The 23495-nt window shown below is 58.9% G+C and carries 14 protein-coding genes and 1 pseudogene; 7 read left to right on the forward strand and 8 right to left on the reverse strand.

Annotated features, from left to right (window positions below):
• Positions 1-23: 23 nt before the first annotated feature.
• The gene (locus tag ACZ1II_RS22330) at positions 24-731 is read right to left on the reverse strand and encodes a class I SAM-dependent methyltransferase (protein WP_465145740.1); all 708 of its coding nucleotides are present in this window, start codon (positions 729-731) and stop codon (positions 24-26) included.
• Between the two features lie 247 nt (positions 732-978).
• Here ACZ1II_RS22330 and ACZ1II_RS22335 point away from each other — a divergent pair, with 247 nt between their 5' ends.
• The 6 genes from ACZ1II_RS22335 to ACZ1II_RS22360 all read left to right on the forward strand — a co-directional run bounded on the left by ACZ1II_RS22335 (position 979) and on the right by ACZ1II_RS22360 (position 9208).
• Positions 979-2538 carry a glycosyltransferase family 2 protein gene (locus ACZ1II_RS22335; protein ID WP_465145741.1) on the forward strand — a complete coding sequence of 520 codons (1560 nt, stop codon included), beginning with the start codon at positions 979-981 and terminating at the stop codon, positions 2536-2538.
• 9 nt (positions 2539-2547) lie between these two features.
• Positions 2548-3327 (forward strand): DUF5672 family protein, encoded by a 780-nt coding sequence (locus ACZ1II_RS22340; RefSeq protein ID WP_465145742.1) that lies wholly within the window; start codon positions 2548-2550, stop codon positions 3325-3327.
• A 179-nt stretch (positions 3328-3506) separates the two neighbouring features.
• Positions 3507-4607, forward strand: coding sequence for a hypothetical protein (locus tag ACZ1II_RS22345; protein ID WP_465145743.1), 1101 nt, complete (start codon positions 3507-3509; stop codon positions 4605-4607).
• Between the two features lie 217 nt (positions 4608-4824).
• Positions 4825-6492, forward strand: a complete 1668-nt coding sequence (locus ACZ1II_RS22350) for a hypothetical protein (protein ID WP_465145744.1) — start codon at positions 4825-4827, stop codon at positions 6490-6492.
• Positions 6489-7238: a glycosyltransferase family 2 protein gene (locus ACZ1II_RS22355; protein ID WP_465145745.1), complete on the forward strand. Its 750-nt coding sequence runs from the start codon at positions 6489-6491 to the stop codon at positions 7236-7238. Before ACZ1II_RS22350 ends, ACZ1II_RS22355 begins: the two co-directional genes overlap by 4 nt.
• A gap of 83 nt (positions 7239-7321) precedes the next feature.
• Positions 7322-9208, forward strand: coding sequence for an HAD-IIIC family phosphatase (locus ACZ1II_RS22360; RefSeq protein ID WP_465145746.1), 1887 nt, complete (start codon positions 7322-7324; stop codon positions 9206-9208).
• Positions 9209-9295: 87 nt separating this feature from the next.
• On the opposite strand, the gene ACZ1II_RS22365 is transcribed toward ACZ1II_RS22360, so the two are convergent.
• The 6 genes from ACZ1II_RS22365 to ACZ1II_RS22390 form a co-directional block, all read right to left on the reverse strand.
• On the reverse strand, positions 9296-10075 hold the full coding sequence (locus ACZ1II_RS22365; protein ID WP_465145747.1) for a class I SAM-dependent methyltransferase: 780 nt from the start codon (positions 10073-10075) through the stop codon (positions 9296-9298).
• A gap of 113 nt (positions 10076-10188) precedes the next feature.
• A complete protein-coding gene (rfbA, locus tag ACZ1II_RS22370) occupies positions 10189-11061 on the reverse strand; it encodes a glucose-1-phosphate thymidylyltransferase RfbA (protein WP_465145748.1) in 873 nt (290 codons plus the stop codon).
• A 28-nt stretch (positions 11062-11089) separates the two neighbouring features.
• The gene (gene rfbD, locus ACZ1II_RS22375; protein ID WP_465145749.1) at positions 11090-11980 is read right to left on the reverse strand and encodes a dTDP-4-dehydrorhamnose reductase; all 891 of its coding nucleotides are present in this window, start codon (positions 11978-11980) and stop codon (positions 11090-11092) included.
• Complete coding sequence (gene rfbB, locus ACZ1II_RS22380; protein WP_465145750.1) at positions 11977-13041, reverse strand: dTDP-glucose 4,6-dehydratase; 1065 nt, start codon at positions 13039-13041, stop codon at positions 11977-11979. The genes rfbD and rfbB overlap by 4 nt, the downstream gene beginning before the upstream one ends.
• A 3-nt stretch (positions 13042-13044) precedes the next feature.
• A complete protein-coding gene (rfbC, locus tag ACZ1II_RS22385) occupies positions 13045-13623 on the reverse strand; it encodes a dTDP-4-dehydrorhamnose 3,5-epimerase (protein ID WP_465145751.1) in 579 nt (192 codons plus the stop codon).
• A 45-nt stretch (positions 13624-13668) separates the two neighbouring features.
• Positions 13669-14817, reverse strand: coding sequence for a polysaccharide biosynthesis/export family protein (locus tag ACZ1II_RS22390; RefSeq protein ID WP_465145752.1), 1149 nt, complete (start codon positions 14815-14817; stop codon positions 13669-13671).
• A 700-nt stretch (positions 14818-15517) separates the two neighbouring features.
• Between ACZ1II_RS22390 and ACZ1II_RS22395 the strand changes: the two are divergent.
• Positions 15518-16710, forward strand: a pseudogene (locus tag ACZ1II_RS22395) (IS256 family transposase).
• A gap of 171 nt (positions 16711-16881) precedes the next feature.
• Here the strand turns inward: ACZ1II_RS22395 and ACZ1II_RS22400 are convergent.
• Positions 16882-23031 (reverse strand): hypothetical protein, encoded by a 6150-nt coding sequence (locus ACZ1II_RS22400; RefSeq protein ID WP_465145753.1) that lies wholly within the window; start codon positions 23029-23031, stop codon positions 16882-16884.
• Positions 23032-23495: the final 464 nt, after the last annotated feature.

A 23495-nucleotide genomic window follows, 5' to 3' on the forward strand; every position in this document is an offset into this window, starting at 1 on the left:
GGATACTAATAGCTATGCAGTAGCTACTCTCTTATCGGGGGCGCGGTCCAAGCGGTGATTGCAATCGCGCAGGGAAACTGGACTTGGCTGAGTGTCAGGTCGGTGAACCCGGCACGGTGCACAAGGGTCCAGGCATCAGCACCGAATTCGGTCTGAACGAGAAAATCCGCTCGGCCCGCCGCCGGGTCCCCATGGTAGCTGGGCGACAGTCCTGCACGGCTGCGGGAAAGGCGTTCGTGGATGATGGGCACGGTATAGCAGAGCCGACCCCGCTCGTTCAGCACGCGGCGGCACTCCTCCAATGCGAGAACTGGGTGTTCGATGTGCTCGAGCGTGTCTGAGTGCACCAATAGGTCGAAACTGCCATCTGCGAAAGGCAGGCAGAGCATGTCGTATTCCGGGTAATCCGCCCGGAGGTAGCCCGGCAGAAGTGCGAGGACCGCCGAAATCCCTTCCGCGCCGTTGCAGTCCAACACACGCCAGCCTTCGAATGCTCCTGCCCCGATTGCTTGTCGCAGGGGCAGCGGCGTGCCGACGAGAGCCCGGATCGCGTTGCCCAGAGCAATGATCCGCAGGTTGGCTCCACAGGCTAGGCAACTGCAGCCTTGCTGGCGGTCGACATAATTGCGTTCAGCTTCGTTCAACTGCCATTCCGCGACCAGTTCGTCCCACAGAACCCTTTGTTCCCGAAAAGCATTACCGCCGCAAATCGAACAGATCAGGTCGTCCACCATAGTCCTCCAAGCAAGGCTTAACCCTTTGCCGCGAAGGTGGCGCGATGCAAGGTCTCGCCGTTTTTAGGATGATATAAAAGTATCGGATTCCGCGTCGGCTTCTTCCAGCGGGTTTTTCCTTGGTTGCCTACGGATAAGCGATTATCGGCAGGCGATGCCCGCGACATGCACGAATTCCGACGAGTGGCCGAGCGAGCCAGGAAAAAAGCCAAGAAAAAGTGTGGCACGCCGAGTCTTGCTCAAGATGGGACTTCACCTGCAAGCCCTGCACAAAACCCCACGCCCTTATCTGATTGCACTATGGTGGCGTTTGCTAGGCAAGCGGGTACGCGCCCGCTTGCAATTTGCGCCATTGCTGGCTTCGTCGCCGCTGGCCTACCGGGTATGGTTAGCGTGCGAAGAGGCTTTGGAGGGCGAAACGGCGCTCACTAAACCCGCACCTGCGATCTTTGCGCTTGTCGATACACGGGAGGAGGTGGGAGGAGCCGGACTCGGAAGGACCCTGAGCAGTCTCGCCGCCGAGGGGATCGCAGTCCTCGGCGCGGCAGCTTCCACCTTCGAAACGGGTGGGGAAGTCTGGTTCATGCCCCTTGCGGAAGGCGATGTGCTCGCTCCGGGGGCGGGGGCGGTCTACCGCCGGGAAATCGCCGAAAAAGGGGCTGATACCGGTGTAATCTATGCGGACGACGATTTACTGGACACGCGCGGCCAGCGCCGCGCGCCTCATTTCAAGCCGGCGTGGAACGCAGAACTGTTCCGCCATTTCGATTACCTTACCGGCGCCTGTGTCGTGCGCGTTCCGAGGCAAAATCCTGAGAGGATGAGGGAAGGCGCATCCGGAGCGCGCTTGGTCGAAGAGGCCGTGGCCCGTGCGCGGGTCGAGGGACGGTCTCCAATACGTGTACCGCACGTTCTGCACCATCGTCGCGCTCGTCCCATGCCTCGTATTCCTAGCCCTTTGGTTCAGGCCGAGGCCGACTTGCCACTGGTCAGCGTGATCGTGCCGACCCGCAACCGTCTGGACCTGTTGCGCACTTGCCTCGAGGGGCTGGCGTGCACCAACTACCCGCAATTCGAGGTCATTGTCGTCGACAACGGCAGCGACGATCCGGCGACGCTCGCGTATCTGGATGCTCTCGATCCAGCCCATCATCGGGTTCTGCGTTGTCCTGGGCCGTTCAACTTCTCGGTGCTCAACAACCGGGCGGCCGCGCAGGCGAACGGCACAATGCTGTGCCTGCTCAACAACGACATCGAGGTGATCGAGCCGGACTGGCTCGGGACGATGGTGGGGCAAGCTTTGCGCCCGGATGTCGGCGCGGTAGGCGCCAGGCTGCTTTATCCAGATGGGCGCATCCAGCATGCCGGCGTGATCCTGGGAGTCGGGGGAGGAGGCGCTTCCCATGCTCACCGCCTGCTGCGCCCCGACGAGGAGGGCTATTTTCACCGCCATGCCTTGCCACAGTTCGTCTCTGCGGTGACTGCAGCCTGCCTGGTGGTGCGACGGGAGCGGTTCGAGGCAGTGGGCGGCCTTGACGAAACGCACTTTGCCGTTGCCTTCAATGATGTGGATCTGTGCATGCGGCTGAACGCGCGCGGGTGGCAGTCATTTTACGAGCCGCGCGCGACGCTGATCCACCATGAATCCGTATCCCGCGGACTGGACCGCGATCCTGTGGGTGCGGCGAGGCTGGCTGCGGAACTGGCGCAGTTGCAGACGCGCTGGGGAACCGCCGATGGAGTAGACCCTTTTCACCATCCTCAGCTTGATCCATGCAGCGAACGCTTCGTTGTTCGGCTATAGGCTCCGACCATGACTGCTTCTTCATGTGATGATCGGCTATTCCTGCCGCAGGTTTCCTTATGTGCCGCAACCTCGGTGAACGTGGCGGCGACAGTGCGGGCGCTCGAGGCTTGTCTCGAACAGATAGCCTTTGCGGACTGCATGCTCTTCACCGATGCGCCGATCCGTCCTGCTCACCCGGAAATCCGGGTTGTATCGATCGACAGGCTTGGGTCTTCGGCCGCCTATTCCGATTTCCTGCTGACCCGGCTCGTGGATCATGTAAAAACACCCTACTGCCTTATCGCTCAGTGGGATGGCCATGTGCTTAACGCCGGACGTTGGGATCCCGCATTTCTAGACTACGATTATATCGGCGCCAGCTGGCCGCAGTTCGATGACGGTCACAATGTCGGCAACGGCGGCTTTTCGCTGCGTAGCCGGCGTTTGATGGAGGCCTGCCGCAGTACCCAGTTCCGGAGCTTCCATCCCGAGGATTTAGCCATCGGTCGGGGTAACCGGGCTTGGTTGGAAGAGCTGGGCATGCGTTTTGCCCCGCGCGAACTGGCCGACAGCTTTTCGACCGAACGGGCTGGGCATCTGGAGCAAGGCTTCGGATTCCACGGCGTGTTCCACATGCCTCAGGCGCTGGGGGTGGAGCGCTTCTGGAAGATATATCGTAGCCTTGATGATAGAGGCACGGTTCGCCATGATTTTGGTGCAATCTTGGGCGATGTGTGTCGTGGCTCTGGTGGATTGGCACGTGCACTGAAGTTGACCAGCGATCGCATGCGCGACGCAGTGAGATAGATCGCCTGTGCTGCACTGAAATGCCCGATAAGGAGCAAGGGTTTCCCGGAAATCAGCGGTAAGGGCGACTGCTCGGGCTTTTTGCTTGGCTGTAAGCCAAGGTATTGACGCCCCAACTTCATGCGCGCAAACGGTTGCAGGGGACATAGTATACGTATTAATCTTAGGGGTGATGAGTTTTGTACCGTTTTGGTGGGACGAGCAACGTAAAGCCAAAAATATTTCTGCACGCCGGTTTTCCGAAGACCGGAACGACGTTCTTACAGAATAGAATATTTGATATTCGCAATCGAATCCTTGAAGGACATAAAGTCCTTGTTCCAATGATGAGTGCGAATTTAACTGACGCATTATGCACGATGTTTCATGACGATGCGATGGTGCACATAACAAATCGCATCGATCAACTTGATCAAGTTGCCTTGCAGAAGCGTAAGGATTATTATTTTGAAACTCTCGAGCGAGAGATAAGATCGACTTTTTGCAGGGCGATAGTCTTGTCAGCAGAAGGCGTGTCAAACCTGAATTTGAAGGAATTGGCGCGCCTGAAGGATTGGGGGGATCAGTTCTGCAGTGACTGGGAAGTACTTTATTGCGTGCGAAATCCCGTCGATTGGGTTCGCAGCGTAGCCCAGGAGTTGATGAAGGGCGGCCGCACCATCAGTGAAATGAGAAAGCAACTTCCGCTTCCTTATTATAGGCGGCAGATCGATATAGCCGTCGAGGTGTTTGGACGCGATCGCGTGACAGTCTATTCCTACGATGAGGCGCGGAACTATCGTGGTGGGATTGCATCTCATTTCCTGTCGCTTCTAGGAATAGGTGAAGTGTTTCATAATCCGGACGATGAGACTGAGGTTTCGCAAGAAAACCAGTCGATGTCGTATGAAGCGGCTTTGGTCCTAGACCGTCTTAATATTTTGAGACCTCTGTTTCGGGAGGATGGCTTGCTGGGTGAGCGACGAACCGGGCAAGAGATTTTCAATCTTCTCAGAATTACAGGATCTCCTTTCCGCCTTTCGCCGGACATGGAGATGCAAGTGCGCGAAGCGACTGCAGGCGAGAGGCAGTGGCTCAAAGAAGCCTGCGGGGTCGAGTTCGGAGAGGAGCTGGTCAAGAAGTCTGCCGAGCGGAATTTCGGCGTGAAGAGCATTGATTCGATTGCGCTGCTTTTGTCGGATCTGATGAATGACTTACATCACATGACAGAAATGAATGATTTGCGCCGCACAGCGGAAATGCACAGGCGTAGCCTTGATGAAAATAGCTCAATTGCGTGATCGGGCGAAATGCCGTGCACTTTAACGTTGCCCATTCAGTCTTTTTGCTTGGCGACGAAAAAGGGTGCGGCTAGGTCACCCTCTGAGTGGCGGAGCAGCGGTTCCGTACCGCTGCGACAGTTAAGATGCGACAGGAAGACGGACTTTGAATTCTGGGATCGGCAATCGGCGTTCAGCCCGCGAAAGTACGTTTGGACTGGCCCGGAAACCGCAAAGGGTGGCGGCGAAGTCGGCTCGCGATCAAGGTAGGGATCTGGTGGCCGGGAATGTGACTGTCCTTGAAGCGCTTTACCGCGAAGCGCACGGTACTGCCCTGGCCGAGCGCGCCAAGCGGGCCTGGCTGCACGAGGCAGCCAGGGAACTGGCTCGTGCCCCCCGTGGGTGGCAGCGCTGGTTGCCCGCCTGGCTGTGGCAGCGCAAGCTGGAACGTCGTCTCGAAAGCAGCGGCATCTTCAACTCTGCCGACTATCTGTTCCGTTATCCTGACGTGGGTGTGGAAGGCCTCAGCCCGATCTTCCACTATCTCGCGCACGGCATGGCCGAGGGACGCGATGGAGGCACCAGCGCCGACATTGCAGCCCAATCGCATGTCGAACCGGACCTAGCGGCAATTCCGGCGATCCTCGCCAGTGGCCTGTTCGATCCGGAATGGTATGCCGAACGGTATGGGGTTTCAGGCAGCGACGAGGACCTTGTCGAGGATTTCCTCAGGAATTCCCCGCAGGATGCGCTGCGTCGGCCGGGGCCGCTGTTCTCCTGTGCGTTCTACAGCCTGGAGCATCCCGACACGCGGATCGTGAACGCCCTGACGCACTATGTGTGTTACGGGATGCGCGAAGGCCGCAAGGCGTTCCAGTCGATGGCTGCCGACGTGTTCATGTCTCAGGCTTCCAACGAGCCCCTTTACACTTTCCGGGACTTTCTCACGCCTGGCCGGCCCGTGGTCGTCCTGCACTGGAAGGACGGGAACTTCTTTTTCACCGACATCGCCCAGTACGTAACCGAGACGCTAGTGGGGGCCGGCTTCGAGGCACGGATGCTCGACGATCACCATGGCCTCGATCTCGAAGGTACGGAGATCGTCGTTGTCGCGCCGCATGAGTATTGCGTCCATGGTCCCGGTGCCCATTTCACGCCGGAGATCGCCAAGCGCGTCATCCACGTCAATCTTGAGCAGTGGCACACCTCATGGTTCTCACTCTCGCTCGACAAGATGCTGACGTCGCGCAAGGCGCTCGACATCAATCCGGTATCGGCTCGCGGCCTGTCCCGTCTTGGCATCAAGGCCGGGTTCCTCCCGCTGCTGCCGCGCCCCGGCGGCGTGTTCGACTTCGGACAGGAACCTCCGTCGGAGCAAATGGCCGGGCTGCGCGCGATCAAGCCGCTGACCTATCCGCGTAAGGCGCTGGATCGGCCCTATGACATTCTGTTCGTAGGATACCTCAACAAGCGCCGGGCCGAATCCTTGGCCGAGCTCGGGCACGTGCTCGCGAATTACGACTGCTTCCTGCATGCTCCGCGCTTCACCGGGCCGATCCGGCCGGGCAACCCGAATATGATCGGCAGCCGGGATCTCGCGCAGATCGCGCAGAACGCCAAGCTCCTGCTCAATATTCACCAGGGCGAGAGCCACTATTTCGAGTGGCACCGCCTCGTCGTCTCCGGCATTGCACAGGGCTGCGTGCCGATCACCGAGCCCTGCGCGCACATCGGCATTGTCGAGCCGGGTGAGCATTACATAGAGGCGACGCTTGAGGAAATGCCCGAACGCATCGATTGGCTTCTCGGTACGCAGGAGGGGCGGCAGGAACTGGAGCGTCTCCATGAGAACGGTCGGGCACTGATGGCGCGACTTGGCAAGGAAATGGCGGGGCACCTGTCGTGATTACGCAGCAATCTGAAGTCGTCTACCAGCGCGGTTCGCTGGATCGCCGTGTTTCGGTGGTTATCGCCTTGTACAATTACGAGAATTGTATCGAGGAAACGCTGGATTCCATCGCTGCACAGACCATGGACGACATTGCGATCATCGTTGTCAACGACCGCAGCAAGGACAATTCCCTCGCGGTGGCGGCCCGGTGGATGCGCAAACATCAGGATTTCGGAATGAGCATGCTACTGCTCAACCATCGCGAAAACAGCGGCGCCTCGATCGCGCGGAATACCGGTATAACGGCCTCGCAGTCCGAATTCTGCTTCATGCTCGATGCAGACAACCTGCTCTACCCTCGCTGTATCGAGAAGCACGTCGCCGCGATCGACGCGCGGCCAGACGCAGCGGCAGCTTACAGCCTTATCGAGATTTTCGAGGGCCGCCGCGAGCTGTTTGGCGCGGGTGTGTTCGTCCAGGAAGGGCTGCTTCACGGCAACTTTATCGACCTCATGGCGCTCTATCGCCGGTCCTTGCTGGTCGGCCTCAAGGGCTTCGAGAAGATCAAGTCCGGTTGGGAGGACTACGATCTGTGGCTGCGTATCCTTGAGGCCAAGGAAATCGCGCTGCACATCCCCGAGATAACGGCGCGCTATCGTCATCATTACTCGTCGATCACGCGCACCGAGCAGAATTCGAACAATATTCTCGATCTGCACAAGGAGATGGTGCGGCGCCATCCCTGGCTCAAGCTGCATTGATCGTGCGAGCCGCCCCACTTGCGCAATGGTGCTGCATGGGGCGGATCTGGAAATGGGCAAGAAGGGCACGCAGCCCGGATTGATTGCCGCCCAGCCCGTGCGGGCCCGGCGGCAGGGTATTTGGTGGAGTGACTGAGCGTATGTTTCAACTGACCAACGTGGACCCGAAGCAGGATGGCTCGGCGTATCGGTGCCCTACCGACCTGACGCGCTCGGGCGCGGTGTTCCAGCGCGCTTTAGTCATCGGCCAGTGCACGGCGGATCACATCCGCCACTATTTACTGGAAGCCGGGATCGCTTGTGATTTCGTGCATATCCAGTCCGTGCTCGATCCCTCCTTCGCGCCGCCTCAGCCGATCGAGTCCTATGATCTGCAGATCGTCTTCCTGCCCATGGACCGGATCATTCCGGATCACATCTCCTTCCGTCTTGCCTATGACGCCTCCGCCGAGGAGGAGCGCTTCGCCCAGGCGGAACAGATGACGCACCACCTTCTCGACGTGGCCACGCGCTGGTTGAAGAGCCATGGAATCCTGACTTTCGTCGGCAATTTCCTGGTGCCGCAGAAGAATCCGCTGGGGAGCCTTCTGCCGCGGTACGATCTGCGGAACCCCTGCTACTTCATGGAGAAGATCAACGAGAGCCTGTCGCGCCGGGTGGACGCGATGGAAAACGCCTACATCATCGACATGGACGGGATCGCGTCGACCTTCGGCAAGAAGTATCTGGTGGATGACTCGATCTGGGCGCTGAGCCATGGCGGCTTCTTCACCAATGTCGAATACGACAATTTCGAAGCCCACCGACAGGGCAGCCAGAAGCGCCTGGAGGATCTGGGACCGGTCTCGGAATACTATTCGGTGCGGACGGACGACGGCTATCGCTCGCTGCGCGATGAGATCCTGTCGATGTATCGCGTGGTGCGCCAGTCAGACGCAGTGAAGATCGTGGTCATCGACCTCGACGACACGGCGTGGCGCGGGATCGCGGCAGAGGAAGACAATTCGCACGAGTTCATGACGCTGGGCTGGCCGATGGGCTTCGTCGAGGCGCTCATGTTCCTCAAGCGTCGCGGTATTCTCCTGGCGATCGTCAGCAAGAACGAGCATGAGAACGCCGTGAAGGCGTGGGAATATGCCTACGGCAACGCATTCCCGATAGACAACTTCGTGTCGGTCAAGGCGAATTGGCTGCCCAAGCACGAGAACATGCGCCAAATCCTGCAGGAGACCAACCTGCTGGCGCAGAATGCGGTCTACATCGACGATAATCCGGCGGAGCGCGACATCATCCAGTCGATGTTCCCGGATATCCGTGTCATCGGCTCCAACCCCTACTATACCCGTCGCATCCTGCTGTGGTCGTCCGAAACGCAGGTTCCCTTCATTTCAGGGGAATCCGCTTCGCGCACGGAATCGATCAAGGGCGTGATGCAGCGCGAGGCCGATCGCTCCACGATGGATCACGATGAGTTCCTTCGCTCGCTCAACATCCAGAGCCGCTACAGCGTCGTGCGCAATTCGTCCGATGCGGAATTCAAGCGCTGCTTTGAGCTCCTCAACAAGACCAACCAGTTCAACACGACCGGGCGGCGCTGGACCCTTGAGGAAATTAGCCACGAGCTGGAACAGGGGCTCCGGATTTTCGCTTTCGATGTCGACGACCGGTTTACCAAGTACGGCATTGTCTGCGTGGCGCTGGTCAAGGATGACGCCATCCTGCAGTTTGTGATGAGCTGCCGGGTTATCGGTCTGGGTGTCGAGATGGCCGCGATCAGCGTCATCATGGACGCCATGCGCGGGCAGGGCTTCCATGATGCCCTCGGCATGGCTCAGGAAACCGACAAGAACGTCCTGTCGCGCGACCTTTTTGCGCGGGCCGGGTTTCAGATCGGCGATAACGGTACGTGGAGCCGCGACCTCAACATCACATTCGCGCCGCCGAAGCACATGCAACTTCAGGACGCCTGATCCGCTCGGTGCGAAAAGATTGGGGTAAATTATGAGCCGAGCGAGGGAATATCCTTCGCTCGGCTATTCTGGTCCGGCGTGAACTAATCAGCCGGGCTTCTGCAGGACCGCGAGAGCCTGCCAGAATGCCGGATGATGCGTTGCATCCGACCCATCGGTGAACTGCGGTTCGCAGAAGCCGGTATCGCGGGCAAAGCGACGTATCCAGTCGCGATGGAGAAAGGCGTCCAACTGAATGGAAGCCTTGCCTGTCCTCAACAACTCGACGCTTGCGTTCCAGACTCTGTCGTGTGCCGGATCTTCCAGTTCCAAGAAGGAAAACACCATCTTCCCGCCCGGCTTCAGCGCGCGAAAGGCGTCGGCGGTGTAAAGATAGGACTCGCCGGGAAAAAGGTGCGTGAAGACCGACCAGTGGAACACCATGTCCAGCGAGGCATCGGGCGCGGCGATCGTGGGCGTGAAATTGAGAGTAGTGGCATAGCCCGGGCACTGAAGCGCCAGCTCTTCCAGCAATTCGGGAACCACGTCGGCTCCGGTATAGCCACCTTGCCAGCCCGCACGGCGCAGTGCCTGTGCCGTGCGCCCACAACCGCATCCAAGGTCGTAGACTTGCATGCCGTCAGCCAAGCCATGATGGTATAGCACCGCGACATGGCCATCACCTTGCGAGGCGAAGGTTTCCATGGTTTCGGCACCGATCGCCTGGGCAAGAGCAAGCGGCCGTTCTTTCGGCATCTTGCGCAGCTTCTTGCGAACCAGCTTTTGGTAATCGCGTATCGAAGGACTTTGATTGAGCTTCTTAGACCGGAGACGAGGAAAACGTATCAGCAAGGTGGCATGCTCCTGAGGCCCAGCATCAATATCCATAAATCAATGGAATTGATGCCGAGCCAAAGCTCTATAATATACTGCCAATGCGATACGCAAGCGATGTTGACGCGTATTTCAAGGAGTTAACGACCAATATGTTGGCCGTAAGTTTATTTACCGTTGGTCAATACGTTGCGCAGATATCGACCATAGTCTGACTTTCCGAGCTTGCCGATCGCTTTTTCCAGCCCGGAACCGTCAATGAAACCTTGACGAAACGCAATTTCTTCGGGGCTGGCGATCTTGAAGCCTTGGCGTTTTTCCAGCACGCGCACGAATTCGGCGGCATCGAGCAGGCTGTCGGGCGTGCCGGTGTCCAGCCAAGCGAAGCCGCGCCCCATGATTTCGACCGAGAGTTCGCCGCGCTCGAGATAGACGCGGTTGACGTCGGTGATCTCCAGTTCGCCGCGCGGGGAGGGCTGGAGATTGGCTGCGATGTCCACCACCTGCTCGTCGTAGAAGTAAAGGCCGGTGACTGCACAGTTGGACTTCGGCTGCGCCGGCTTTTCCTCGATCGTGACGGCGCGCTGGTTGTCATCGAAACTGACAACGCCATAGCGCTCGGGATCGTGGACATGGTAAGCGAACACGCTCGCGCCAGACTTGCGGGCACTGGCGTTGTTCAGCAATTCAGGCAAGCCGTGGCCATAGAAGATGTTATCGCCGAGGATCAGCGCCGAATGCTGGCCGGCAACGAAGTCCGCGCCGATGATGTACGCTTGTGCTAGGCCGTCGGGGCTGGGCTGTTCTGCATATTCAAGGGTCATGCCCCATGCGGAACCGTCACCCAGCAGTGCCTGGAACGCGGGTAGGTCACGCGGAGTGGAGATGATCAGGACTTCGCGGATACCCGCCAGCATAAGGGTGCTGAGCGGGTAGTAGATCATCGGCTTGTCGTAGACAGACATCAGCTGCTTCGAGGTTGCCAGCGTCATCGGATATAGCCTGGTGCCGCTACCGCCGGCCAGGATGATGCCCTTCATATATCTTCATTCCTTGTCTGGAAAATGTTCAGGCCGTCGTGTCTTGCAGACGCGAGATCACGGTTTCCAGCGACCCGTGCCAGTCCGGCAGGGCGATGCCGTGGATTCTTGCAATGAGGCCGCATTCGAGCCGCGAGTTCGCGGGTCGGGTGGCAGGCGTGGGATAGTCGGCGGTGGTGATCCGCCGTACCGTGGCGGAGGGGCCGCCGTTTTCGGCCGAAGCGGAGAAGATGCCTTCGGCGAAATCTGCCCAGCTCGCTTCTCCCGCGGCAGTCATGTGGAACACGCCGCGCAGCGCCGGCTCGGGGCTTGCGGCCAGATTCTGCGCCACCTTCAATACACCATCGGCGATATCGAGCGCACTGGTGGGATTACCCACCTGATCGGCCACAACGGAAATCTCGTCGCGGTCTCCGGCGAGGCGCAGCATGGTCTTGACGAAATTTCCGCCAAAGGGGCTGTAGACCCAAGCCACGCGCAGCACGGCGCTGCCTTCGGGATAAGCGCCGAGCACCGCCTGCTCGCCTGCCAGCTTTGATGCGCCGTAGATGCCGGTCGGCCCGGTGGGATCATTCTCAACATAGGGGCGGTCCAGCGTCCCGTCGAAGACGTAGTCGGTGGAGATATGCACCAGCGGCACGCCGAGCGCCTTGGCGGCCAAAGCCACCGCGCCCGCGCCTGCACCGTTGACGGCATGGGCCAGTTCGGCCTCGCTCTCCGCCTTGTCGACCGCGGTATAGGCGGCCGCCGAAATCACCGCATCGGGGGCGGCAGCCGTCAGCGCACGCAGGACCGAGGCCGGATCGGCCAGGTCCAGTTCGGGCCGGCCGAGTGTGATCACCTCGTGTCCGGCAGCCGTTCCGCGCTCGACGAGGCAAGTCACGACCTGCCCCGCCTTGCCGGTAACGGCGATCTTCACGCGGAGACCTTGTCGGCAGCCGAAAGCCCGAGCCTCTCGCCGTCGTAGCGCTCACGCAGGGGGCGCCACCACCATGCGTTGTCGAGATACCAGCGCACCGTCTTCTCGATACCCGTGTCGAAGGTTTCCTGAGCCTTCCAGCCCAGTTCGTTCTCCAGCTTGGTGGCATCGATGGCATAGCGCGCATCGTGACCGGGACGATCAGTGACGAACTCGATCAGATTCTCACGCGGAGTTTCGCCGGGAACCAGTTGGTCGAGCACCGCGCAGATCCGGCGCACGACATCGATGTTGCGGCGTTCGTTGCGGCCGCCGACGTTGTAGGTCTCGCCGATGCGGCCTTTCTCGATGATGATGTCGAGCGCGCGGGCGTGGTCGTCGACGAAGAGCCAGTCGCGCACGTTCTCTCCCTTGCCGTAGACGGGCAGGGGGCGTCCTTCGAGCGCATTGAGAATAGTGAGCGGGATCAGCTTTTCGGGGAAGTGATAAGGCCCGTAGTTGTTCGAGCAGTTCGAAACCACGATCGGCATCCCATAAGTCCGCTCCCACGCCTTTGCGAGGTGGTCGGATGCGGCCTTCGAAGCCGAGTAGGGGGAGCTGGGGTCGTAAGGCGTGGTTTCTTCGAACAGGCCCTCGTCGCCGAGCGAGCCGTAAACCTCGTCGGTCGAGACGTGGAGGAAGCGGAATGCCGCCTTGGCCGCGGCATCCAGCCCGTTCCAGTAGCCGCGCGCGGCCTCAAGGAGAGTGAAGGTGCCCACCACGTTGGTCTGGATGAAATCCGCCGCTCCGGTGATTGAGCGATCCACATGGCTTTCGGCCGCAAGGTGCATGATGCGATCCGGACGGAACTCGGCGATCGCGGCATCCATCGCAGCCCGGTCGCAGATGTTGGCCTTGAGGAAATGATGGTTGTTCCGGCCTTCCACCTCTCGCAGCGAAGCCTCGCAACCCGCATAAGTCAGCGCGTCGACGGTAAGGACGTCGTAGCCCTTATCCAGCACCAGGTAGCGGACTAGGGCCGAGCCGATAAAGCCGGCGCCGCCGGTCACGATTACGCGCATGGGTTATTCGCTCCCAATGGTATCTGGGTAAGTGAAATAGACGGGAAGGTCCGCTAGAAGCGGCTGTTTGCGATCCTTGGCCGAAAGGGTCTCGGGATCGGCTGCTTCCGGCCAATCGATACCGATAGCGGGATCATTCCAGGCCAGGCCTTTGTCGCACTCGGCGCTGTAATAGTCGGTAACCTTGTAGGCGATGACCGTGTTCGGCGCGAGCGTGCAGAAGCCATGCGCGAAGCCGGGCGGCACCCACAGTTGCTTGCCGTTCTCCGGGGTCAGCGTTTCGCCGATCCACTGGCCGAATGTTGGCGATCCCTGACGGATATCCACGGCAACGTCGAACAGTGCGCCGGCGGTACAGCGTACCAACTTGCCTTGGGGATGGGGCTCCGACTGGAAGTGAAGGCCGCGAACGGTGCCGCTTTTCGCGCTGAGAGATTCATTGTCCTGAAAAAAGGAATATTCACCGCAGTGATCGGCAAAAATGTCAGCGCGAAAAGTCTCGGCAAAATAGCCTCGCTCATCGCCGATATGGCGAGGAGTTAAGACCTTGACGCCATGTATTCCGAAGGAGCCTACTTCCATACTCTGTCTTTCGAATAAATTCTTGAGATGCAATGGATGAGTGTATCAATTACTGTTCTGAACAGTTTGAACGGCAGCAACTACTGTCATGATGGGCGAGAATAGCTGGCTGACCAATTGCAGCAGCTTGCTTGGCTGATTGGCAGCCGCATTCCCGAAGTAGATTACATCCTTGTCATGCATGTCGAAACGCTGTGCGAGCAGATATGCACCTGCATGCATCATGTTGAGATGATAAACGACAGGGACTTTGTCCCCTTGATCATCAATCGTATAACGGAAAACAAAAATAGCCGCAGGGTCGCCCATCCCGGGATTTACACCGCCTGCGGTAGCAATTGCTTCAGCGAGCGAAGTTTTTGATTTGCTAAAGGGGACCAATTCAACTCGCCCTGCAGCACCCATGACAGAAAACGAGCGAGGGGAATTAATCAACATAAGCCGATCGCCCGGGTAAGCTCGTACATCCAGCGAGGGGTTATCCACAAGATCGTCCAAGCGTAAATCGATAAACTTGTTCTGACGTACAAGTCGTAAGGCCAAATCTTTAGCATTGCCTCGATAGCCCCCAGAGAGGGCAATCACATCAGAAAATGTTTCATGATTTGTTTGCAGGACAAGGCGCCCCGGACGAGTTACTTCCCCACTAACAAGAACCGTGTTGGTTATCGCCTGGCTCATTGTGACAATAATTTGAGGGTTTTGAGAAAGTCCGCGCATTGAGCGGCGGATTATTTGTTCAATTTCACCCACCGTATGGCCAACGACATGCAACTTGCCGACGTAAGGCACAACGATGTCTCCATCGTCATTGACGCGGGTTGGTGGTAGTCTTTGTGCCTGCACGCCAGCGTTAACCGTAATGCCCGTGGCCTTCTCCGCAGCGGCAGCGCCACCGGATGAAAAAAGAGTGACCCCTGCTTCGTAAATGTTGATGTCTAAAACATCACCAGGGCCCACCATGTCGGTTGGAGGAGGAGCCAGATTGGCTTGAGGTATGGATATTGGTTCGCTTTGGGCGGGGGCAGGTACGTCTGTGATCGTGAGGAGTTGCACAAGCCGAATTGGCGTTGCCTGCTCAGGATTGAGCACAGATTTTTCAATCTGCTTTTTGGTAGGCCCGCTTGTGGGCAGAGAGGCGCAGCCAGCAAGCCCTGCAAACAACATTATGCTGACAAATTTTTTGGATTGCATCGCTGATTAAACTCTAGGCCTTCGGCTTGGATGGCGGCTGCCTTAGCATTGCGGAATGAAAATGGACAATAGCAACGTGAGTGGTGAGGCAGTTCCTTCGCTGTGAGATTAAGCCCGGTCGAAGTTCGAGGTGATTATGGCAGAAAATTTACAATGCCACCGCCTTCACTTCCGCCAGATTGATCTCGTCGCATGGGCAGTCGTAGAGCAGGATTGTTCGCTTGAATCTGGGGTTTGCCTCATCAGCATCGAACTCGCCCGAGCACCCCTCCTTGGCTATGCGTCCAAACGTTGGCCACGGCAGTGTGCAGTTTTCAGCATCGAGACAAATGTATGCGACTTTTCAGACCACCTTTATCCACGAGTATGAGGTCGTGAACGCGATTGGCGGGAAGACCTTTGGCGAGCGCCGTGAGGTTCCGAGTCAGCCAGTCATGAAGATTGATGCAGCGTACGCATCCGCTAGCTGGCGCGGATCTGCAAAATGTCAGGCGGCGATTCGTCAACGTTTTGCTGCCGAGCGGCCTTCCAGGGCCATATCTGGACGACTCCCTCTTGCAAGGGCTGAACGGAAAATTTGATCGGATCGTTTGCTTTCATATGTACGGCCTATCGGTGCGATCGTACATGACCGCTGGCCAAGGGGACTGTCCGGAATTTCGTGTGTGGCGAGGCACAATGGGTAACAATGAGACCCAACATGTCCCGACGCAAAAAAACCGTGATACCGAACGACATTCTCGACCAACTGCTTGCCAGCACTGACGCGGCGGCAGCGCTGAGCCAAGGCGACCTGCTCGATTCCATGAAGAAGGGATTCGCCGAACGAGCCCTCAACGCAGAGATGGATCACCATTTTGGCCAGAAGGAGCAAAGGAGCAACAGCCGGAACGGCTATGACCGCAAGACAGTGACGACCGACGGCGGACGGATCGAGATCGAGGTGCCGCGCGATCGGGCGGGCAGTTTCGATCCGCAGCTGATCGCCACATACCAGCGACGCTTCCCCGGTTTCGATGACAAGATCATCTCGATGTACGCGCGCGGTATGAGCACGCGGGAGATCACCCGTCATCTGCGCGACCCGTATGGGATCGAGGCGTCGGCCGATCTGATCAGCACGATCACCGACGCGGTTCTGGAAGAGGTTGCAGCTTGGCAGAAACGGCCGCTGGATCCAGCCTATCCGCTGGTTTTCTTCGATGCGATCCGGGTCAAGATCCGCGACGAGGGGATCCTCCGCAACAAGGCGATCAATATTGCCCTAGTGTCATGGCCGACGGCACCAAGGTCGTTCTGGGCCTATGCCTGGAGCAGAATGAAGGCGCCAAATTCTGGCTGCGCTTCATGAACGAACTGCGTAACCGCAGCCTCGAGGATATCATGCTGGCCGTCGTCGATGGCCTGAAGGGATTTCCCGATGCCATCACCGCCGTCTTCCCCGAAGCGACGGTCCAGACCTACATTGTCCACCTGCTGCACAACTCGATGGATTTCGTAGCATGGAAAGATCGCAAGACGCTCGGAACGGCCGTGAAGGCGATCTATCGCGCCGTCGATGTGCTCCGCCGAGGAGGCGCTGACCGCCTTCGAGGCAAGCTTCTGGGGCCAGCGTTGCCCGGCAATCGGCTAGAGCTGGCGCCGGGCATGGCCCGAGGTCATCCCATTTTTCGCCTTTCCCGGCGAAGTCCGACGGATCGTCTATACGACGAATGCCATAGAGGCATTGAATTCCAAGCTTCGCCGCGCTGTCCGAGCGCGCGGCCATTTCCCCAACGATGAGTCGGCCACCAAGCTGCACTATCTGATCTTGAACCAATCCGAAAAAAGTGGAAAATGCCGCCGCGTGAGTGGAACATGGCAAAGGCGAAATTTGCCTTGCACTTCGGCTAACGTTTCATCAGGGCCATGACGACCTGATGGTCAACCGCCTCGCCGCACACGAAATTCCTGACAGTCCCAGCCAGCATAGCCGCTGAAAAGTGCCAAATAGCAGATCGGCCATCCTACTTAGCCAATACAAGCTATGGGACGCGCTCACTAGGCGTCCCATAGCTTGTCAACTTAGAATCCGAGCCGCACCCCCCCATTGACGTTGGTTATGCCGTTAGCTCCTGCAAAAGCCGAACTTCCTCGCGCAAACAGCGTGATGCCCGGCCTCACAGCCCAATCGAAACCACCGCCAACTTGGGCATAATTACGATCCCGTTCAGCACCGAGCACGGAGAACTGCCCAGAAACGCCGGTGAAACCTGCGGTGGCGAGGGTCGTATCGCCGCCGATACGGCGCCGCCAGCCAGCGGTCAGCCAAGGCCGCAGTCGTTCGGAAGACGCCATATCCAGCCGAACGTCAGCGCTCAGGAACGTGGCGTCCTGCTTCCGGCTCTCCACGTCGAGCGCGAAAACCGCATTGCCGCTTTCCTCCGCCTGCCCCCGCTTCACCCGAATGTGAGTCACGCCCAGTTCCGGCCCAAGACGCCATCCCCCCTTGCCGAGAGCAAAGCCGTAACCGCTATGGGCATCGAACGTAAGGCTATGCAGATCGTAGTGGCCAACTGCCGTTGTGCCGTCGAATAGAGCACGACTGGTCTTTGCCGAACTGCCATCCCAGATCACGGCGCCGCCGATATCGAACCCGCCGCGGGTAAAGGCCGCGGCAGCACCGGCAAATATGCCGTCGGCCTTTGTCTTCGCCCCAAGGGCCGCGATGGATTGATTCGCGTAAATCCGGCCCGCGAACGCGGAAACTGCGAATTCGCCAGCACGATAACCGATGCCCCCGAGGAAGCCGCCGCTGCTCTGACTGACCCTGGCCGTACCGCGAGCCGGATTGGCACCCAGGTTCTGCCAACTGCCCAGGCCCTGCCCCAGCATGAAGAAGCTGGAACGATCATCTGCACCAATGCGCTGCGCAGAACGAAGCGCCGAAGAAATCGCCAAACCGTTGTCGATGCCGATCTGGCTGGCTACAGCATAAGCCTCAGGATGAAGCGTGCCCGCCAGCCTGGCATCTACATAGCCATCTGCATCGGTGAGCTGCGGCAGGGCGGCAATCATCTGAGCGCTCGCGTTGCCGCCGATCAGCAAATCGTTGATATAGGCCATGGCAGCCGAAACAGGCCTTCCCGCACCGGAACGAACCTGGAGAGTGCTCAGCAGATCCAGACTGTCGGCAGTCTGGACGAGATATCCCAAGACGGTCTGCGCCTTATCAATGGTCGAGAAGGTGCCGGTGATACCTCCGGTGGTGGAGATCAGATGATAGGTCACCCCAGGCGTCAGTGGGCGCTCGCCGACGATCTGCAGCGTCGAGCCGTTCGCGATGGTCAGTGTTCCACCGATCACAAGGGCATCGCTCACCGTCGGCGTCATCTCGAATAGCGTCGTCGATCCGGTCGCCAGCGCGACGTTGCCGTTTACGGTCATTGTTCCCGGCGAGGCGCCGGGCGAGAGAGTGCCATGCACCTCGATATTACCGTTCACCGTACCGGCGCTACCGAAGGTGGCACCGCGTGCGACGGTGATGCCGCTCGCCGCATTGATCATCGAACCGGCAAGGCCGATGAGCCGGCCACCGTTCACCCAGATCGAATCGAAATCCGCCCGGCCAGCCAGCGAACCGATCCCGCTTTCCAGCGCAAGCTGCTCGAAGCCGGTATAAGTCGCGAGATCGATGGCCGTTGGCGTGTTCGACGTTTCGCCGAGATGGAACGCGAGCCGATCAACCCCTGCTCCGGCATCGACGACACCGCTAACCGAAGAGCCCGCATAGGCCTCGAACACATCGTCGCCGTTGCCCAGCAGCACGTCGCCGACGATGCTGCCGCGATTGATAATCCGCTCCGATCCATCCGTGCCAGTGAGCGCGACTTTGCCCAGCGTCTGCAAGGTCGAGCCTGCCTGGAGTTCAAAAGTCGCCCCCGTGTCGACCAGCAAGGTCTGCACCGGCAGGATGCCGTTCACCGAAACGCTGCCGGAGCCCGTAACGCCGAAGTTATCGAAGCCGGAGAACGACGCAAAGAAGGAAGAATCCAACACGCCGCCGCCGGTCAGATCGACAATCGCGGTATCACTGCCTTCCCCGCCATATACCGTCCCTTCTAGTTTGGCCGTGATTCCCTGCACGAAGCGGTCGTCACCGGCGCCGAGGTAGACGTCGCCAATGATCGAGCCGGTATTGACGATGCTGTCGTTGCCTCCGCCCAAAGCGATCGAACCGATGATAGTGCCGCTATTGACGATGCTGTCCGCCGCATCGCCGAAGGTCTGAACCGCACCTGCAAATTCAGTCGTGCCGAAATATTCGAAGCTCATGTCGCTGGCATCGACCACGAAACCATCCGTGCCAATGATCGTGCCGGCGTTCACCAGGGTTAGCGGTCCATTTGATCGGATCGCTGTCGAAAGCGTACCGCTCGCCTCGATCAGACCGGAGGCTTCATTGGTAATCGTCGTCGAGACCGGATTTCGCAGGCGCTCTCCGTTTTCGTCCGAATAAACGATGCCATAGCTGTTGATCGCAGTGGCCGGCACGGTTTCGTAAACCGTCCCATAGCACGCAAACGGGTCGAAATAGTTGGTGCAACCGGGATCGAAGTAGAAGTTCTCGAACAGGCTTCCGCCGCCATTTGCGCGGATCGTTCCCGAGTTCGTGATCGAGAAGGCTTCCCCGTCTGGCGCCGAAGTTTCCAACGCCGTGCCGCCAGCAGCTGTCGCTTCGATCGTGCCGCTATTGAGGATCTTGAAGACACCGCGAGCCGCGCTTTCATCGGATGTCTCGCTTACGAAAATCGCGGCACCGACTTTTCCGGTGATCGTTCCGCTATTCGTGAATGTGCCCGACGACGCCGAGGCGTTCTCTGCGAATGAGAGCGAAACGACAAACCCGCTGCCCTCGATTGCCCCGGAATTCGAGATATGTGCGGATGTCAGGTCATCACCGGAGACCCTGGCAGTGTAGTCCCATCCGCTCGAGCGAATGGTGCCGGAGTTATCAAAGGCAATCTCTCCCGTAGCGCGCTGGCTGAGCGCTCGCGAAGATAGGTCGGCAGAACCGACTGCACCTGTGTTGATCAGCGACGCTACGCCAAGCCCAATTCCACCGGCCGCGTCGGCCGTGTTCGTCAGCGAGACGAGCTGGAGGTCCTCGAGATAGGAGATGGACAGGCCCGTATCGCCAAGCCCCGTGATCCGGCCCGAGGTCGACGCATGGTTGACGAACTTTCCGTCACCTGCAAGCAGGATGTCTCCATCCCGGCCCGTTTCGGCATCGATCGTTACCGTGGTTTGGCCGCCGCGCGACACGACGAACTCGCCCTCGAAAGTATCGGGCAAGGCTCCACCAAGCGTGACGGTCGCATCCTGCGCCCGTTCGTGGCCGATGTAGTCAAAGCCGTCGCGGCCATCGATCTTGCCAGTTACGCCGAATCCCGAGCCCGTTTCGATCAGCGCGTCATTGCCCTGACCGAACAGGAGGTCTCCTTCCAGCGTTCCTCCAGCAGCCACATAGGCACTGTCTTGCCAGGAGATGCCGTAAGAGGCCGAGGCGAGGTCGACATTGCCCTTGATGGTGCCCGCATTGATTACCGTCGCGCCCTCAAGCCGAATGGCCGTTCCCTTGCCCGCGATCGTACCTCCCGCGAGGTTTTCGATCAAAGTTCCATAGGCATAGGAACCACCGATCGCGGTAGCGTCCGTGCTCTCCAATGTACCACTGTTCACGACGCTGCCTTGGGAAGCCAGCATGACCGCAGCCCCGGTCGCAGTCACCGTTCCGCTGTTGGTCAACAAGACCGCATTGGACACGCCGGTCCCGCCATCAACGGATATCGTACCGGCATTGACGATCGTGCCGCCGTTGATGGCGGTGATCGATCCCCGCGACAGCCCCAAAGGATCACTGACCGTAATGACACCGTTGTTGGTAAAGCTGTCCCCCGATCCGATCTGTACCACAGCGCCGAAGTAATATGCCGTTTCCGCACGCGTGAGAGTGATATCTCCGTTGCTGACGATCGAAACGGCGCTGGGGTCGTAGGACGTGCTGTAGGGATCAATCACATAGCCGGTCGTGATCGCGGGATCGGAGCCAACATTGAAATCGGCATTCAGTACGGCGCTTCCAGCGCCGGCGAAGGTCAGTTGCTGGTCGAGTGGCCCCGCACCGGTCAGGGTGAGCGCGGCGCCATCGTAAAGGTCGTACCCGATCGAACTGAAACCGGCGATGGAAGCCACAGACGCTTGCGCATCCGCTTTCACGACGTAGCGCAGGTTCGACCCGTTGCCGGTGACGGAACCGTTTATGCCCGCAAACTGGCCGCTCGCCCCATCTCCAAGGCCGAGCACGAGCGTGTCTCCATATCCAAGCGAGAGATTGCCGTTGAGAAGGCTGCCCTCCTCGATGAAGAAGCGGTTGTTCGTGGACCAGGTTCCGGTGGAACTGCCTAGCGACACATCGCCGTTAATCGTTCCTGCGTTGATGATCGTTGCACTGGAAACCGTACTGCCGGGCATGCCGCCGATGGCAAGGCTTCCCCCGGTCACGATCCCATCGGCGCGGTTGTAGAATTTTCCGTAGCTTCCGATCGCCACCGCCTGGCCTGCCGATGCAATGTCTCCGTCATTGATCAGGGACCCATAGAGGCTAAGGCCGACGAGGCCGCCTTCGATGCGGCCTGTATTCTTGGCGGTTTTTTCGTCGAAACTGTAGGAATAGGAATCCAGCCTGAGCGCGGTTCCATCGGACGAATGGATTGTTCCAGAATTCGAGAAGGATGTTGCGTTCACAGCCAGCGCATCGGACACCGCGCTGATCGTCCCCTGGTTGTCGAAACTGCCTCCAGCTATGAACTTTACAGCGTAGTCGTTGGAAGATCCCGTAGCCGTGATAGTCCCCGAATTGGTGAAGCCGCCATTGTCAGACAAGGCCGCTGAAAGGATCGTACCCGTGCCGGTGATATCCGCGCGATTGACGATCGAACCCTGACCTGAAGCCTGAATGGTGCCTGGAGCGGAGAACCCTTGGTCCAGCGTGACAGTGCTGTCCGCAGCGGTGATGAACTCGAACTTCTGGAAGTTTTTCGGCAGGACAAGTGCGCTCGATACCGTCGCATCGGCGAGAAAGCGCGTCATGAGCGTGTTCGTGCCCGCGCCGCCATCGATCAGGCCGGTAACACCCGTCGAAAAGCCACCGTCATCGGTGTAGACGGCGTAAAGCAGGTCGTCGCCGCCACCGAAAGTCAGATTGCCTTTGATGGAACCCGCGGTCGAATCGACATAACTCGCCGACCCCGTGAACGTGTTGTCGCGCCCGGCATAGACGTCGCCGACGATCTCGCCCTCGTTGCGCATGTTCAAACCGATCGAACTGTTGATCGCAGTTCCATTCGACAGGATCTTGCCACCAGCCGCATTGGAGATCGTCACGCTCCAGCCGTCGACTGCGGGCCCCGTGCCTCCTGTCGAGATCGTGCCGCTATTTTTGAGGGTGATGAGGCTGCTGGTGGTGATGGCAGGTCCGGTTGCCGCCGAAATGAGGCCCCCCTCTTCATTCGTGACATCGATCACGCCGCCGCTGATGGCGGCACCGCTGCCGAGATTGGAAATCGTGCCGGAGTTCACGATCGTCTTGCTTTTGCCAGCAACCGTGGCGCTGCTTCCCGAGGACGTGATCTTCCCCGAATTGATCAGCCAGGTGGAGTTTTCAGTGCCGTTGATCGCACTTCCGGTGCCGCCATCGATCAATCCCTCGTTCTCGATTTTGCTGAACGCGCCGGACATGCCTCCGATAATGCCAGTCGACCGATTGGTCACGGCAAACGAGGTGCTGCTTCCTGTTGTTGCCAGCAACGCGGGTCCGCTGGTGCCCCGGATGGTTCCGGAATTATCGAGCGACACGGAAGCATACCCGTATCGATTAGCCGCCGACGGTGCGATGCTGATACCGTTGGCCCCGGTAACAAGGCCGCCTTCCGCAACATTCACACTCACATAGCTCGGTACGACCCCATAAACACTGTTCTGAAGCGGACCGGTATCCACAGCGATACCGGAACTGCCGACGCCATCGACAGTCCCACCGACCGAAATCGTCGATTTACGCGATATTTCGCCGGTACCCGCAGTAATCGAAACGGCAATGGCCGGTCCATTGCTGTTCGAAACGATGCCCCCCACCGGAACATCCACGACGGAATTGTTGGTCGAAACGATCAAGCCGTTTCGGTCTACCCCTGAGCAGACCGTAGTGCCGGCGGTAATCGTCGGATCGGGAACGCATTGTGCGCGCGCGGCTCCGGAACCCCCAACCATTGCACCGACACTGCACGCAAGAAAAAGCTGTGCGCGAACCCGCTTCGAAACTGCCATCACGTGAAGAATGCCCCCAATTCGCATTTCCGCCGGATAATTGCCCAAAATCCGGCTACATCGTTCCCGATAGCGAAGTCTTTGCGAAGGACCATTAAAATCAAGAAATAACAAAAATTTTAACCGGCTTTTATGACCTCGCAGGACGAGACCTGTAGAGCGCAAACTCGCGGTTCCACACGCCAGAACGCCGTCAGGCGACACTAAACATCATATCGCCCGAGATGGTTTTCAGCGCCGGCGAACCGATCTTGAAATCGCGCCAGAGGAGGTCTCAGCGATTGTATGCGCCGACAGGTGACCTTCCAGAT

It is taken from the genome of Novosphingobium sp. BL-S-20, from assembly GCF_055521635.1.

What these genes read in the sequence shown, in the direction of transcription:
- ACZ1II_RS22335 (WP_465145741.1), top strand. Translation starts at nt 979, where the DNA reads ATGGGACTTCACCTGCAAGCCCTGCACAAAACCCCACGCCCTTATCTG.
- ACZ1II_RS22340 (WP_465145742.1), top strand. Translation starts at nt 2,548, where the DNA reads ATGACTGCTTCTTCATGTGATGATCGGCTATTCCTGCCGCAGGTTTCC.
- ACZ1II_RS22365 (WP_465145747.1), bottom strand. Translation starts at nt 10,075, where the DNA reads ATGGATATTGATGCTGGGCCTCAGGAGCATGCCACCTTGCTGATACGT.
- rfbA (WP_465145748.1), bottom strand. Translation starts at nt 11,061, where the DNA reads ATGAAGGGCATCATCCTGGCCGGCGGTAGCGGCACCAGGCTATATCCG.
- rfbB (WP_465145750.1), bottom strand. Translation starts at nt 13,041, where the DNA reads ATGCGCGTAATCGTGACCGGCGGCGCCGGCTTTATCGGCTCGGCCCTA.
- rfbC (WP_465145751.1), bottom strand. Translation starts at nt 13,623, where the DNA reads ATGGAAGTAGGCTCCTTCGGAATACATGGCGTCAAGGTCTTAACTCCT.
- ACZ1II_RS22390 (WP_465145752.1), bottom strand. Translation starts at nt 14,817, where the DNA reads ATGCAATCCAAAAAATTTGTCAGCATAATGTTGTTTGCAGGGCTTGCT.